General features: G+C 63.7%; 17 protein-coding genes and 1 tRNA gene. 9 read left to right on the top strand and 9 right to left on the bottom strand.

From position 1 onward, the window contains the following. Positions 1–128: 128 nt before the first annotated feature. Positions 129–317 carry a zinc-finger domain-containing protein gene (locus tag IB235_RS01055; protein WP_155037756.1) on the bottom strand — a complete coding sequence of 63 codons (189 nt, stop codon included), beginning with the start codon at positions 315–317 and terminating at the stop codon, positions 129–131. A gap of 69 nt (positions 318–386) precedes the next feature. Here IB235_RS01055 and IB235_RS01060 point away from each other — a divergent pair, with 69 nt between their 5' ends. Then, a complete protein-coding gene (locus tag IB235_RS01060; RefSeq protein ID WP_155037757.1) occupies positions 387–1,343 on the top strand; it encodes an ABC transporter ATP-binding protein in 957 nt (318 codons plus the stop codon). Positions 1,344–1,346: 3 nt separating this feature from the next. On the opposite strand, the gene IB235_RS01065 is transcribed toward IB235_RS01060, so the two are convergent. Continuing rightward, positions 1,347–1,721 carry a histidine triad nucleotide-binding protein gene (locus IB235_RS01065; RefSeq protein ID WP_155037758.1) on the bottom strand — a complete coding sequence of 125 codons (375 nt, stop codon included), beginning with the start codon at positions 1,719–1,721 and terminating at the stop codon, positions 1,347–1,349. Between the two features lie 17 nt (positions 1,722–1,738). After that, the gene (locus IB235_RS01070; protein ID WP_192334872.1) at positions 1,739–3,316 is read right to left on the bottom strand and encodes a DUF5928 domain-containing protein; all 1,578 of its coding nucleotides are present in this window, start codon (positions 3,314–3,316) and stop codon (positions 1,739–1,741) included. 136 nt (positions 3,317–3,452) lie between these two features. On the opposite strand from IB235_RS01070, the gene IB235_RS01075 reads away from it, so the two are divergent. The 4 genes from IB235_RS01075 to IB235_RS01090 all read left to right on the top strand — a co-directional run bounded on the left by IB235_RS01075 (position 3,453) and on the right by IB235_RS01090 (position 6,889). Then, positions 3,453–4,271 carry a sulfotransferase family protein gene (locus tag IB235_RS01075; RefSeq protein WP_192334875.1) on the top strand — a complete coding sequence of 273 codons (819 nt, stop codon included), beginning with the start codon at positions 3,453–3,455 and terminating at the stop codon, positions 4,269–4,271. A gap of 302 nt (positions 4,272–4,573) precedes the next feature. Then, positions 4,574–4,780 (top strand): 50S ribosomal protein L32, encoded by a 207-nt coding sequence (gene rpmF / locus IB235_RS01080; protein ID WP_155037761.1) that lies wholly within the window; start codon positions 4,574–4,576, stop codon positions 4,778–4,780. Positions 4,781–4,793: 13 nt separating this feature from the next. Further along, positions 4,794–5,918, top strand: coding sequence for a phosphate acyltransferase PlsX (gene plsX / locus IB235_RS01085; protein ID WP_155037762.1), 1,125 nt, complete (start codon positions 4,794–4,796; stop codon positions 5,916–5,918). Further along, on the top strand, positions 5,918–6,889 hold the full coding sequence (locus IB235_RS01090) for a beta-ketoacyl-ACP synthase III (RefSeq protein ID WP_192334877.1): 972 nt from the start codon (positions 5,918–5,920) through the stop codon (positions 6,887–6,889). Before plsX ends, IB235_RS01090 begins: the two co-directional genes overlap by 1 nt. Here the strand turns inward: IB235_RS01090 and IB235_RS01095 are convergent, their stop codons facing one another. Further along, positions 6,890–7,165, bottom strand: coding sequence for a DksA/TraR family C4-type zinc finger protein (locus IB235_RS01095; protein ID WP_192334880.1), 276 nt, complete (start codon positions 7,163–7,165; stop codon positions 6,890–6,892). It lies immediately after the preceding gene. Between the two features lie 196 nt (positions 7,166–7,361). Between IB235_RS01095 and ihfA the strand changes: the two genes are divergently transcribed. The 4 genes from ihfA to IB235_RS01115 all read left to right on the top strand — a co-directional run bounded on the left by ihfA (position 7,362) and on the right by IB235_RS01115 (position 9,568). After that, the gene (ihfA, locus tag IB235_RS01100) at positions 7,362–7,670 is read left to right on the top strand and encodes an integration host factor subunit alpha (protein ID WP_155037765.1); all 309 of its coding nucleotides are present in this window, start codon (positions 7,362–7,364) and stop codon (positions 7,668–7,670) included. Further along, the gene (locus IB235_RS01105; protein WP_192334883.1) at positions 7,670–8,233 is read left to right on the top strand and encodes a MerR family transcriptional regulator; all 564 of its coding nucleotides are present in this window, start codon (positions 7,670–7,672) and stop codon (positions 8,231–8,233) included. The genes ihfA and IB235_RS01105 overlap by 1 nt, the downstream gene beginning before the upstream one ends. Positions 8,234–8,356: 123 nt before the next feature. Next, positions 8,357–8,434, top strand: a tRNA-Pro gene (locus IB235_RS01110). A 60-nt stretch (positions 8,435–8,494) separates the two neighbouring features. Then, positions 8,495–9,568, top strand: coding sequence for a 2'-deoxycytidine 5'-triphosphate deaminase (locus IB235_RS01115; RefSeq protein ID WP_192334887.1), 1,074 nt, complete (start codon positions 8,495–8,497; stop codon positions 9,566–9,568). On the opposite strand, the gene IB235_RS01120 is transcribed toward IB235_RS01115, so the two are convergent. From IB235_RS01120 to IB235_RS01140, 5 genes are read right to left on the bottom strand one after another with little or no spacing between them, the layout of a single operon-like run. Continuing rightward, complete coding sequence (locus tag IB235_RS01120; protein ID WP_155037767.1) at positions 9,565–9,768, bottom strand: hypothetical protein; 204 nt, start codon at positions 9,766–9,768, stop codon at positions 9,565–9,567. The two genes, IB235_RS01115 and IB235_RS01120, sit on opposite strands and share 4 nt — an antisense overlap. Positions 9,769–9,771: 3 nt before the next feature. Next, positions 9,772–10,431, bottom strand: a complete 660-nt coding sequence (gene scpB, locus IB235_RS01125) for an SMC-Scp complex subunit ScpB (RefSeq protein ID WP_192334890.1) — start codon at positions 10,429–10,431, stop codon at positions 9,772–9,774. Further along, positions 10,428–11,264: a ScpA family protein gene (locus IB235_RS01130; protein WP_192334893.1), complete on the bottom strand. Its 837-nt coding sequence runs from the start codon at positions 11,262–11,264 to the stop codon at positions 10,428–10,430. The genes scpB and IB235_RS01130 overlap by 4 nt, the downstream gene beginning before the upstream one ends. A gap of 58 nt (positions 11,265–11,322) precedes the next feature. Further along, positions 11,323–12,309, bottom strand: a complete 987-nt coding sequence (locus tag IB235_RS01135) for a glycoside hydrolase family 3 protein (protein ID WP_192334896.1) — start codon at positions 12,307–12,309, stop codon at positions 11,323–11,325. A gap of 5 nt (positions 12,310–12,314) precedes the next feature. Next, on the bottom strand, positions 12,315–13,487 hold the full coding sequence (locus IB235_RS01140; protein ID WP_192334900.1) for an SPOR domain-containing protein: 1,173 nt from the start codon (positions 13,485–13,487) through the stop codon (positions 12,315–12,317). Between the last annotated feature and the right edge of the window lie 9 nt (positions 13,488–13,496).

Here is a 13,496-nt window from a genome sequence, read left to right on the forward strand (position 1 = left end):
AGCCCGCGCTCGGTGCCGGGCTTTCTCCGTTTTTCAAATACCCCCGCCGGAGGCCAGCAACCGCGCAAACGCAAAAAGACCGCCGGGTCTACCCCGACGGTCCGAAACTTCCTGCCGCAAAGGACCGATCAGTGATCGTCGTGCGCGTGCTCGCGGTCGATCACGAAACGCTTGTCGCAATAGCCGCATTCGACCTCGCCCGAGTCATGCGGAATCGCCAGCCAGACGCGCGGATGCCCCGATCCACGCTGCTCATCTCCATCGCAAGCCACCTTCCACGAGGTGACAGTCTGGGTCTCGGGGGCCGGGAGGGTCATGGCGTTTCCTTGAGCTCTGACGACAAACGGGTTTAAACAGGCAGCCATCATAAAGACTGGAATGAACCGATGCCAGCCCCCCAAAGCCCCGGAAATGCAGATGCGATCCGCATTGTCGGCCTGACCAAGACCTATGCGGCGTCAAATGGCGCCGCCCCGAAACAGGCGGTGAAGGGGCTGGACCTGACGGTCCCGGCGGGCTCGGTCTTTGGTCTTCTCGGGCCGAATGGCGCGGGCAAGTCCACCACGATCAACATCCTGGCCGGCCTCGTGCGCAAGACTTCGGGCAAGGTCACGATCTGGGGCTTTGATCAGGACATCAATCCCCGCCAGTCCCGCGCCGCTATCGGGGTCATGCCGCAGGAACTGAACATCGACCCGTTCCTGTCCCCACGCGCCAGCCTTGAGGTGCAGGCAGGGCTTTACGGCGTCCCGAAACGCGAGCGCTGGACCGATGAATTGCTGGAACTGGTCGGACTGACCGAGCAGGCCGAAAGCTACTCCCGCCACCTTTCAGGCGGCATGAAGCGCCGGCTGCTGCTGGCCAAGGCCTTGGTCCACCGCCCACAGGTCCTTGTCCTTGATGAGCCGACGGCCGGGGTCGACATTCAGCTGCGCGACATGCTGTGGCGCAATGTGCGCAAGCTGAACGAGCAGGGCATGACCATCATCCTGACCACGCATTACCTCGAAGAGGCCGAGGAAATGTGCGACCGCATCGCGATCATCGACAGGGGCGAGCTGCTGCTTTGCGAAGACACTGCCGCCCTGCTGGGCCGTGCCGATTCGAAAACTCTGGTGGTGGATACCGGCCCTGCAACGGCCATCCCGACCCTGCCCGAGGGCGTCCATGCCCAGCGCCGCGACGACGGACGCCTTGCGATGAGCTATACACCCTCACGCATTCCGACCGATGACCTGATCGACGCCTTGCGCGCCGCGGACCTTCCGATCCGGGATCTGGCAGTCGAGGCCCCGGATCTTGAGGATGTCTTCGTTCAGTTGACCTCGCGGCCAACCCGTTAGACCTCAGGCCGGATCGATCATCCGGCCGATATTCCGCCCGCCAAGGATGTGCAGATGGAAATGCGGCACTTCCTGCACGCCATGCTCACCCGCATTGGTGATGGCGCGGTAACCCTGCCCGTTGTCCAGATCGACGCCCAACTCGCGCGTCAGCCGCGCCACGGCACGGGTGAAATCCAGGATCTCGGCATCCGGGGCATTGGCGGCGAAATCGTCATAGCTGACATAGGCACCCTTGGGGATGACCAGAACATGCACGGGGGCTTTCGGCATGATGTCGTGGAAGGCCAGCGTATGCTCGGTTTCCAGCACGGTGCGGTTGGGGATCTCGCCGCGCAGGATACGGGCAAAGATATTGTTCGGGTCATAGGCAGGCATTGGCCCCTCCGGGTTCTTCAGTCGCTGAACAGATGTTGTGTCGTGGCCAGTTCGCGCGCCTTCTCGGGCATGAGGTCAAGGAACCGTGCCAGTTGCACGGCATTGTCCTCGGGCGAGCGCCAGGGCGAGATCGAATGGAACCCGAGCAGTCCCAGATCGCGCAGACGCTCGGCCTCATGCTCCAGATCGGCGCGTACGGTGGGCAGCAGCCGGTCAATGACCTCGGGCGGCGTCTCGGGTCCGGCCAGCCCGACCCGGCCGATATGGCCGCGGATATAGTCGTCGTCGAATTCCGAATCGATCAGCAGGATGCGGGTATCGGCCTTGTCCTGCATCAGATCCTCGACCAGCTTCAGCGCCGACGGATCCAGACAGATCACCAGACTGTTCGATTCGAACTGCTCGAACAGCAACCGCAACAGCGCCCGCCGATGCCGGGTGCGTTTCGAGACAGTGGTTTCGACCCCGCCCAGATCTGGCAGACCGGCATTGTTCTCGTTGAACAGGTAATCGACGGCGGGAATTTCAGTGTTCTTGCGGATCGACGCGGTCAGGCGCTTGGCGACATGCCATTTCTTGGCCACCACCAGCAGCAACGAGTTCTCGCGTCCCAGACTGCCCTCGGTCTCCCAGAAGCGGGGCGCGAAGCGACGCCCGACACGGCCCCTCCCGGTCAGGAAGCGGAACAGACCCGTCCCCTCGTTCGAGATCGGGAAATGCACGCCCTTCGCCGCCCAAAGCGCCCCCAGCCTTTCGCGCAATCGCAGCGCCTCGGGGCTGATCTTGCGCGCGAACAGGTAATTCTGCCCCATCAGCAGGTCGTAATGGTCGTTATGGAAGGTGACGGGCATGCCGTAATCGGTGAACACCAGATAGGTCAGCGTGCGCGTGCGCAGCTCCTTGCGGGGCACGACATGGCGAACGATCGTCTGAAAGAACGTCTCGTCCGGGATCCAGGTTGTGGCAAAAAAGCGCATCACATCCGGGCGGCTTGCACAGAAATCCAGCACTTTCTCGATCGTCTGGCGGCGCAAACACCACCATTGCGAACCGATCATCACCTGAATATCGGCGGGAATCGGTCGCTTCAGGTTGAAGCGTTTCTGGAATTCGAAACTGGCATAGAAACGCCTGGGCTGGGTGCGTTCGTTGAACAGATGCCGATAGATCAGCCGTTCTTCCTTGATGCCGGTCTTGATCCAATCCGACTCGAAGAAATCGAAGGATTCGATGTAATCGCATTCCTCGGCATCAAGAAACGCATGGGCATATTCCGCCGACTTGATCGGCATGCAATCGCCTGAAAGCATATAGAAATGCGTGGCCTGCGGAAATGTCGCGATGGCCGAGCGCACGGCCTCCAGCGTGGCCGCCACCAGCGACCATTCGCCCCAGCCGCATTTCCAGCGCTTCGCCGAGAAAACCACCGAAGGGTTCGCGCCCAATGCCTGCCGGATCTCGTCGAAATCCTTGGGATTGGCACGGGCGTCGAAATGGATTGCCACGTAATCCCCCGATGCGGTCAGGCGATTGGCCTGTGCGATCACGCCTTTCGGGTCCTTGTGGCAGAGCAGAATGAAGGCAATGCGCGCCATTTAACTCATCAGTCCGTTCTTCACGTCCATCAGGTTCCACACGAGGTTGAAACTCCCCCAGTGATTTGCATTCTGTGTCTAACGATTTTGGCAAGGTCGGCAACCCGACCCGACCGGCAAACAAGGAATATCTCATATGGGCTTTCCCGGAACCTGGATGACTGAAAGCGAAAGCATGGTCTATCGCGTCGTCCCGAAATGCGCCTGCTCGTCCATTGGCCAGATCATGTTCTATTCGGATCATGGGCGCTACTTCGACGGCGACATCCACGATTCGACCGATGGCCTGCACAAATGGGCGCAAGAGGGCAGCCAGACTCCGATCGAACGCATGGTGAAGTCCCACGGCGCGCTGACCTTCACCTGCGTGCGCAACCCCTATGCGCGCATCCTGTCCTCGTTCTTCGACAAGATTGCGGGCATCCAGCGCAACGGCAAGCGCTACCGGGGCAATCTGGTCCCACAGCTGATGCAGCGCTACGGCGTCGATGTCGGCAGCCCCGAGAACAATTTCGAATTCGACCAGGTCGCCAGCTTCCGCCGCTTCCTGCTGTTTGCGCGCGATACCATCCGCTGGCGCCGTCCGATGGAGCCCGACATCCACTGGTCGGCCATGTCCGGCCATATCTCGACCTTCATCGTCAACGGCGGCCGCTACGACCAGATCTTCTTCACCGAGAAGTTCAACGAGGGCATGCAGAAGGTGCTGAACGCCGCCCCCACCCCTGTCAAGCTGGACGTCAACGACGTGCCGAAGTTCAACGAATCCGAAGGTCACGGCCCGAAACGCGCCCATAAGGTCAGCGCCTATTTCGACGACCTGTCCCGCCATCTGATCTGGGAGATCTACAAGAAGGACTTCCAGCTGTTCAAATACGACTTCGACAATCCCGACAACAAGCTGCCCAAGGCTGAAGTCGATCTGGACGAGGTCCACGCCAAGCTTGGCCGCTGACACGCGGTTGGCCCCGTCACCCGGGGCCTGCCTTTCACTGTTTCCCAAATCCCCCCGCTGTAGGCAGCGGTGCCCCGCGCTGCTTTCCTTTCTCCAAGATTCCCCTTGCGATTCGGCGCGATTTCGCTATTTTCGCGCGTTCATTCGACCGGCGGGGGATGACCCGGACCGCGGCCCCCGTGCACGAGACAGCGTTTCGTGCCTTGCGGACGACGCGTCCTTGGCCTAAGCCCCGCCCCAGAACCGATATCAGAATCCGGGGCCGCCGTGAGGCCGCCCCCCGAACCACTTGGGGTTGTGACATGGCCGTCCCTCAGAATCGAGTTACCCGCTCCCGCCGCAACATGCGTCGTTCGCACGATGCCCTGGTTGCTGGCAATCCGAACGAATGCACCAACTGCGGCGAGCTGAAGCGCCCGCACCACGTTTGCCCGTCCTGCGGCCACTACGCCGACCGTGAGGTCGTGGCTCAGGCCAACGAAGTCGACCTGGACGAAGACGCGGCCTGAGCCGACTTCGGACATGACTTCGGCGGAAATCTCGACCGGCTCGCGCGCGTCTGAATCAAAGGGCAGCGTGGTGATCTCTGTCGACGCCATGGGCGGCGATCGCGGACCTTCCGCGGTCGTGGCCGGCATCGCACAGAGCGCTGAAAAGAACCCCGAGATCCGCTTCATCGTCCACGGCCCCAAGGCCGAGCTCGAGCGTCTCATCGCCCGCCGCGACGGGCTGGCCGAGCGTTGCGATATTCGCGACGCGGCCGGTGTCGTCACGATGGAAGACAAGCCCAGTCAGGTGCTTCGCAAAGGCGAAGGCACCTCGATGTGGTCTGCCGTCGAATCGGTGCGCAAGGGTGAGGCGACCGTCGCAGTTTCTTGCGGCAATACCGGCGCGCTGATGGCGCTGTCGATGCTGCGGCTGCGCAAGCTGCCCGGCGTCAACCGGCCGGCAATCGCCTGCCTGTGGCCCTCGCGCAATCCGCAGGGCTTCAACGTCATGCTCGATGTCGGTGCCGACATCCGGGCCGACGCTCAGGATCTGCTGACCTACGCCTTGATGGGCGCATCCTATGCCCGCAACGGCCTTGGCCTCGCCCGTCCTCGGGTGGGGCTGTTGAACGTGGGCACCGAGGAACATAAGGGCCGCGCCGAACTGAAACAGGCGCATGAGCTGATTGGTCAGAATGCCGAAGAAGGCAATTTCGACTATGTCGGCTTTGTCGAAGGCGGCGATCTGCCCTCGGCCCGTGTCGATGTCATCGTCACCGACGGTTTCACCGGCAATATCGCCCTGAAGACCGGCGAGGGCACCGCCAAGCTGGTCGGCGACTTCCTCAAGGAAGCCTTCGGAAATTCCGTGATGTCGAAATTCGCGGCGCTTCTGGCGATGACCTCGCTGAAGCGGCTGCAAAAGCGGATCGACCCACGCCGCGTCAATGGCGGCGTATTCCTTGGTCTGAACGGGACGGTGGTGAAATCCCACGGTTCGGCGGATGAGACCGGGATTTCGGCCGCGATCAAGCTGGCCTTCCAGCTGGGCAAGTCCGGCTTCCACGAGCGGCTTGCAGCGCGTGTCGCGCATTCGATCACGCCAGAACATGCCGGAGCAACCGGCAAAAAACACGCAGAACACAAGGGGACATCCTGATGCGGCGCGCTGTTGTCCGGGGTACGGGCCATTACCTGCCCGAACGTGTGGTCGAGAACAGCTGGTTCGAGGACAAGCTGGACACCAGCGACGAATGGATTCGCACCCGCACCGGTATCGAGCGACGCCATTTCGCAGCCGATGACCAGCGCACCAGCGATCTTGGCATTGCCGCCGCGAAAGCCGCGCTGGCCAATGCTGGCATGGATGTGGACCAGATCGACGCGATCATCGTGGCAACCTCGACCCCCGACTTCACCTTCCCCTCGGTCGCGACCATGGTTCAGGCCGGTCTGGGCATGAAGCGCGGCTTTGCCTTTGACGTTCAGGCGGTCTGCGCCGGCTTCGTCTTTGCGCTGGCCAATGCCGATGCCATGATCCGCTCGGGTCAGGCCAACCGCGTCATCGTGATCGGGGCCGAGACTTTCAGCCGCATCATGGACTGGACCGACCGCGGCACCTGCGTGCTGTTTGGCGACGGTGCGGGCGCGGTCATCCTTGAGGCGCAGGAAGGCGACGGCACCTCGGCAGATCGCGGCATCCTTGCCACCGATCTGAACAGCGACGGCCAGTATCGCGAGCTGCTTTACGTCGATGGCGGCGTGGCCTCGACCGGGACGGCGGGTCATCTGCGCATGCAGGGCAATCTGGTCTTCCGCCACGCGGTTGAAAAGCTTGCCAATACCGCGCATCACGCGCTGGATCTGGCCGAAATTGCCCCCGAGCAGATCGATTGGCTGGTTCCGCATCAAGCCAACCTGCGCATCATCGAAGCCACCGCCAAACGCATGCATCTGCCGATGGAAAAGGTCGTGCTGACGGTCGCCGATCACGGCAATACCTCGGCCGCCTCGATCCCGCTGGCGCTTTCGGTCGGCAATTCGCAGGGCAAGTTCCAGCCCGGTCAGATTCTGGTCGCCGAGGCAATCGGCGGCGGGCTGGCCTGGGGCTCGGTCGTGCTGCGCTGGTAATCAGCGCAGCTGCGAATCCTTCGATCCGCGCCGGTTGATCCCGCCCGCCGGACGCCATTCCTTGTCATGGCCCGACTGACAGGCCACGCAAAGCCGCACCCCCGGCATGGCCTCACGCCGGGCCTGGGGGATCGGCTCATCGCATTCCTCGCAGAATTCAGCGCTCTCAGTATGCGCGCGGCGCGCATTGCGCAGTCGCATCCGCTCGATCGCCTCGCGAGTCGAGACATCGATCTGGTCGTTTACCGCGTCGTCACGGGCCCATCCTCCGGCCATCGCATCCTCCGTCATCGCCGATCCGTACCAAGATAGGTGCGCTTGGGACGTTTTCAAACCGCGTTCCTGCCCGGGAAATGGCAACAATCCAGAATAAGACGAATGAATTCCGCCATTTGGGAACCGATGGCGGGGGCTGCTGGTTGACAGGTCGCCGCAAAAAAATCATCCTTGCTACAAGAGAGAGGTTTCCCTGATGAGCGAATCCACCCTGACCCGCATGGACCTGGCCGAGGCCGTCTTCCGCGAAGTTGGCCTGTCCCGTCACGAATCGGCCCAATTGGTCGAAAGCGTGCTGGGGCATATCTCGGACGCCCTTGTCCGGGGCGAACAGGTCAAGATTTCGTCCTTTGGCACATTCTCGGTCCGCGACAAGAATGAGCGTATCGGCCGCAATCCCAAGACCGGGGAAGAGGTTCCGATCACCCCCCGCCGCGTGCTTTCCTTCCGTCCCTCGCACCTGATGAAGGATCGGGTTGCAGCCGGAAATAAAAACGGTAGCTGATGGATAAGTCGCCCGACGCCTTTCGTTCTATCGGCGAGGTTTCCCGCCTCGTTGGCGTCGCGCCGCATGTCCTGCGCTATTGGGAAACGCAATTCAGCCAGCTATCGCCGGTCAAGCGCGGCGATGGCCGGCGTTATTACCGTCCTGACGATGTGCGTCTGGTCGCCGGCCTGTGTCAGGTCATGCGCGAAGAAGGCCTTAGCATCCGCGGGGCCAAGCGGCTGATCACCTCGGATCGCGGTGCCAGCGTGCGCCGCATCGGCGCATCGCGTCTGGGAGAGTTGCTTTCCGCCCCGCCCCAGCCCGCAGCCGATACCGCCCCCGAGATTGCGCCAACTCCGGTTGCGCCGATCGACGTCACCCGTGCCGCTGCGCCAAGGCGCAAACCGGCGCGCGATTTCGAATCATTGCCGCTTTTCGCCGAACGCTCGCCTGCCACGGCACAGGATTGGCTAGCACGGCTTTGCGCCACTTCGCATGCGTTGCGGCAACTTGAGAACCAGAAATCTTCGCTGCCCGCTGGCGCGGCAGGTCTGCGCGACCGGCTGAGCTCTGCGCTCTAGCCCCATGTTTTTTCATGACTTCCTGCCTCGCGGGATATTTTTTCGCGCATCGCGAACTTATCCCCATTTTTCCGCCTTCTTCCCCTTGTGCTGCCTGCCCGCTTCACTCTATATGACCCTCGTCGGGCCGTGGCGCAGCCTGGTTAGCGCGTCCGTCTGGGGGGCGGAAGGCCGAGAGTTCGAATCTCTCCGGCCCGACCATTCCGAAAGCGCCCATCCCTTTCCGGGGATGGGCGCTTCCCCTTTTCTAAAGGATGTTTCGTGAACGGTGTCCTTCCCGACCATGCCCTGCGCCAACTGATCGAAACCGGCTGCATTACGGCCGAACGTCCGATTCTTCCCGAACAGATCCAACCCGCCAGCCTTGATTTGCGTCTTGGCACGACGGCATGGCGGCTGCGCGCCTCGTTCCTGGCCGGTCGTGGCCGCAAGGTCAGTGAGCGTCTGGCCGATTTCGAGATGCATCGCATGGACCTGTCGGACGGCGCCGTGCTGGAAAAAGGCTGCGTCTATCTGGTCCCGCTGATGGAGCGGCTGTCGCTGCCCACCGGGCTTGATGCGGTCGCCAATGCGAAATCCTCGACCGGACGGCTGGACCTGCTGACCCGGCTGATCACCGACGAAGGCACCGAGTTCGACCGCCTGCCCGAAGGCTATGACGGCCCGATCTATGCCGAGATTTGCCCGCGCAGCTTCTCGGTTCTGGTCCGCCCCGGCATGCGGTTGAACCAGTTGCGGCTGCGTCAGGGTCAGGCGGTACTGTCGGATACCGACCTGCGCGCGCTGCACGCCCGCGAACCGCTGGTCACGGGCGAGGCGCTGATCGACGAAGGCTTGGGTTTCTCGGTCGATCTGCGTCCCGAACAGGGCGATCTGGTCGGCTACCGCGCCCGTCCGCATAGCGGCGTGATCGATCTGGACCGGATCGGCGCCTATCGTGCCTCAGATTTCTGGGATGAACTTCGCACCCGCGACGGGCAGCTGATTCTGGACCCCGGCGCCTTCTATATCCTTGTCAGCCGCGAGGCTGTGGCGATCCCCCCCGAATATGCCGCCGAGATGGCTCCCTATCTGGCCATGGTCGGTGAGTTCCGCGTCCATTACGCGGGCTTCTTCGATCCGGGCTTCGGCCATGGTGCAGCCGGTCACGGCGCGCGCGGCGTCCTTGAGGTGCGCTGCCACGAGGCCCCCTTCGCGCTGGAACATGGTCAGGTCGTCGGTCGTCTGGTCTATGAGCGCATGGCCGCCCTGCCCGAGCGGCTTTACGGCACCGGCATCGCCTCGAACTATCAGGGTCAGGGGCTGAAACTGGCCAAGCAGTTCCGGGCGGATTAACGCCCGAACCTGCGAGTGATGCGCGCCGCCTGCCGCGCGCGCTTCACCATCTGCCGTGTCGCCTTTTCGCGTTGCCGCTGCTGGACGGTCTGCTTGCCACCACTGGAATTCATCTGGCGGATGCCCTTGTTGATCCCCCAGTTCAGCAGCCTGTGGGTGATCATGCGGCTGAGCATGTTGAAAAACTGGTTCAGGTTCATCGTCTATTCGTCCTCGAACAGATCTTCGGCCGCAGGTTCGTCCAGCGGCACGTCATCGTCATCGTCGCGCAGGGCCATCAACGCCGCCGCTTCGCCCGGCGGGCGCGATTCCAGCAGGCCCGCGGCGCGCAACTCGGCCAGCCCCGGCAGATCGCGCGCACTTTCCAACCCGAAATGGTCAAGGAAAGTTTCGGTCACGACAAAAGTCACAGGCCTTCCCGGCGTTTGACGCCGACGCCCGACCCGAACCCAATCGAGCTCAATCAGGTGATCCAGCGTGCCACGACTGACGGCAACCCCGCGGATTTCTTCGATTTCGGTGCGGGTGACGGGCTGGTGATAGGCGATGATCGCCAATGTCTCGGTCGCAGCACGCGACAGGCCCCGGCTCTCGGTGCTGGATTCCTTCATCAGGAAAGCCAGATCGGCGGCGGTGCGAAAGGCCCAGTTCTCACCGGTGCGGGACAGTTGCACGCCGCGGCCTTCATAGCGGGCGCGCAGGCTTTCCAGCGCCACCGGGACATCGCAGCCATCTGGCAGGCGGCCCGCGATCTCGCGCAGCGTCATCGGACCGGCGCTGGCGAACAGCACGGCCTCGACCATGCGCTCCTGCTCCAGAAGCGACAGATTGGCCTCGGGGGCGAGGGTTTCGGATTGGGTCATTCGGTGCGCCTGCGGATGGTGATGGGGGCGAAGGTTTCGGACTGGCGCAGTTCGATACGGCCCTGCCGGGCCAGTTCCAGTGTCGCGGCAAAGGTCGCGGCGGTGGCCGATCGGACGCGGGCGGGATCGCCGTCCCACCCCTCGGGCAGAAATGAGGCCAGCGTGGTCCAGTCGCCGACATAGCCGATCATGCCGCGCACGCGATCCAGCGCCTGTTCCATGGTAAAGACGTTCTGGCGGTCAAAGGCGAAGGGGCGGAACTCATCCTTGGTCCGCAGCCGCGCATAGGCCCGCATCAGGTCGATCAGGGTCGCCTGCCATGCGACCTTCCGGGTGCGGGTGACGGTTTCCGGCGCGCCACGTGCGAAGCGTTGATGCCCCAGCCGGTCCCGCGCCATCAACCGCGCGGCGGCCTCTCGCATGGCTTGCAGCCGTTCCAGCTGGAAGGCCAGATGCGCGGCCATGTCCTCGGCCGAGGGGCCTTCGGTTTCGGGATCGGGCGGCAGCAGCAGGCGCGACTTCAGGAAGGCCAGCCAAGCCGCCATGACAAGGTAATCGGCTGCCAGTTCGATGCGCAGCTCGCGGGCTTGCTCGACAAAGGCCAGATACTGGTCGGCCAGCTCTAGGACCGAGACCTGCATCAGGTCCACCTTCTGCATGCGCGACAGCGTCAGCAGCAGGTCCAGCGGGCCTTCGAAGCCCGAGACATCGACGCGCAGCACCTCATCGGCCTGCCGTTGGGCAACGTCGTCAGGCCCGACCACCGGCGATGGCTCGGGCTGGCCCGGCAATTCCTCGTCGGGAACGGGCGTCAGATAGGGAACTTTGGTCATTTCAATTCAGGCCGATTGTGTCGGCCGAGAATCGGGCATCGGGTCGGCCAAGTCAATCTTACGCGGCCAGCCCGCCAAGCGCACGCAATTCGGCACGCATATCCGCAGTTTCGAGCACATCTGCGGGCTGCCGCAGCGCCAAGGCCCGCGCCCCACGGCGCAGTGTATCGGCTGAAGCCGCACCCGCCGCAGCGACGATGCTTTCCATCTGGGCCAATGTCTCATTGCAGGACAGGACCAGATCACAACCCGCCGCGATGGTCGCCGCAGCGCGTTCAGCGGGCGTGCCCGACAGCGCCTCCATGCCGATATCGTCCGACATCAGCAGCCCTTCAAAGCCGATCCCCTTGCGGATCATCGCAATCATCGGGGCCGAAGCCGTCGTCGGAGCCTCATCCACGGCGGTGAAGCGGATATGCGCGGTCATCGCCATCGGCAGGTCCGAAAGCGCGCGGAAGGGCGCGAAGTCGGTCTGGTCCAGCTCATCCAGCGTGGCATCGACCACCGGCAGGTTCTTGTGGCTGTCCACCCGCGCCCGGCCATGGCCCGGCATGTGCTTGATGACCGGCAAGACGCCCGCCGCCAGCATCGCATCGGCGGCGATCCGGCCCAGTCGGATGACGCTTTGCGCATCCGTGCCAAGGCAGCGGTTGCGCAGGAAAGGATGGGTATCCTCGCGCGCAATGTCCAGAACCGGTGCGCAATCCGAATCGATCCCCATCTCGCGCAGCTCGCGCGCCATCAGATGATGGTGCAGCCAGATCGCACGGTCGCCATTCGCGGCCTGATCCAGCGGCGCGGGCCAATCGGTCCAATGCGGCGCGCGCATACGTTGCACACGCCCGCCTTCCTGATCGATCAGCACCGGAGCGTCACGGCCCACCGCGTCGCGCAGGTCCGAGGTCAGGCGGCGCAGGCGTTCGGGCGTGTCGATATTGCGCCCGAACAGGATGAAACCCCAAGGATCGGCAGCGCGAAAGAAATCGCGCTCGGCCGCGGAAAGGTCGGGCCCGGCGATACCGCCAAGAATCGTCGCATTGGTCATTGTGCTTACTTCGCCGTTGCCGGGATACAGTCGATGCCGCCCGCGATCAGGGCCGCGCAGAACTTGCGTGCCTCGTCCTTGGATGCAAAGCCACCCGCGCGCAGACGCCAGAAGGTACGGCCACCGCTTTGCGCTTCCTGCACGATGCGGGACTTGCCGTCGAAAAGACCGCCGAACTTGCCCGCAACACGCTTCCATTCGCCCTTGGCCAGCGCATCGCTGTCAAAGGCGCCGATCTGGACCATGGCCGAACCCGAGGCGACCTTGGCAGGCGCCGGTTCCTCGGCGGCAGCCGGTTCGGGTGCGGGGCGGCTGGCGGCGACAACAGGCGCTGCGTCGGTGGCGACGGTCTGGGCGCTGGCAACACGGCGCGGACGCGGCGCGGGGCGGGGCGATTCCTGCACCGCCGCAGCGACCGGGACCGGAACCATGGCATTCGCCTCGGCCAGGGCCTGATTGATCGCGACATCCTGGGTTTCGCGCCCGGCCAGATCGGTCAGAACCTCGTTCACCGGGGCTTCGCCAGCGGCGGGCACGTCCGAGATCACGGCGGTGTCGATCGCCTCATCGGGTTCGATCGTCGATTCCGCCAAAGCAGCCGCCTCGCCATCCGGCAGGGGGATGACGCGGGCGGTGTCGTCCAGCAGCGGCAGTTCGACGGGATTGGCCGGCTTCTGCGCAGTCGCGCCGAATTCGCCCATGGCCAGATCCTGCGTTTCAAGCCCGGTCGCAACCGGGGCAATCGCCACCTTGTCAGCGACCTTGGCGGCGTTTCCGGCGGCAACGCCGTTCACGGCCAGCCCGGTGCGGTCGGTCAGTTCCCCGCCCGGATCAGTGGGGGCGGTGCGCGCCTCGCCCTGCATCGAGCGGATGACCGGCACGCCGGACACATCCCGGACCGCCAGCTTGAACGCCCAGACCGCAAGGATGATGATCAACCCCACGGAAACCAGCGCGCCAAGGTAATGGGTCAGCCGCGAGATCCGCGCCAGCAGCGTCTGCGGCTCGGTCGCGACCCCGCGATGCGCATCGGCATAGCGGGGATCGTCCCAGTCCTCTTCCTGCCACTCTTCCTGGTAGCCGGAATTCTGCGCGTCCTGGCCATAGGGGAAATCCTGCGCATAGCGTTGCGGCTGCGCGCCCTGAAAACCGCCGGAGCGGAAGTCTACGATTGCCATTCCTGCCTG

Source organism: Paracoccus sp. PAR01, assembly GCF_014851995.1.
GTDB classification, from domain to species: domain Bacteria; phylum Pseudomonadota; class Alphaproteobacteria; order Rhodobacterales; family Rhodobacteraceae; genus Paracoccus; species Paracoccus litorisediminis.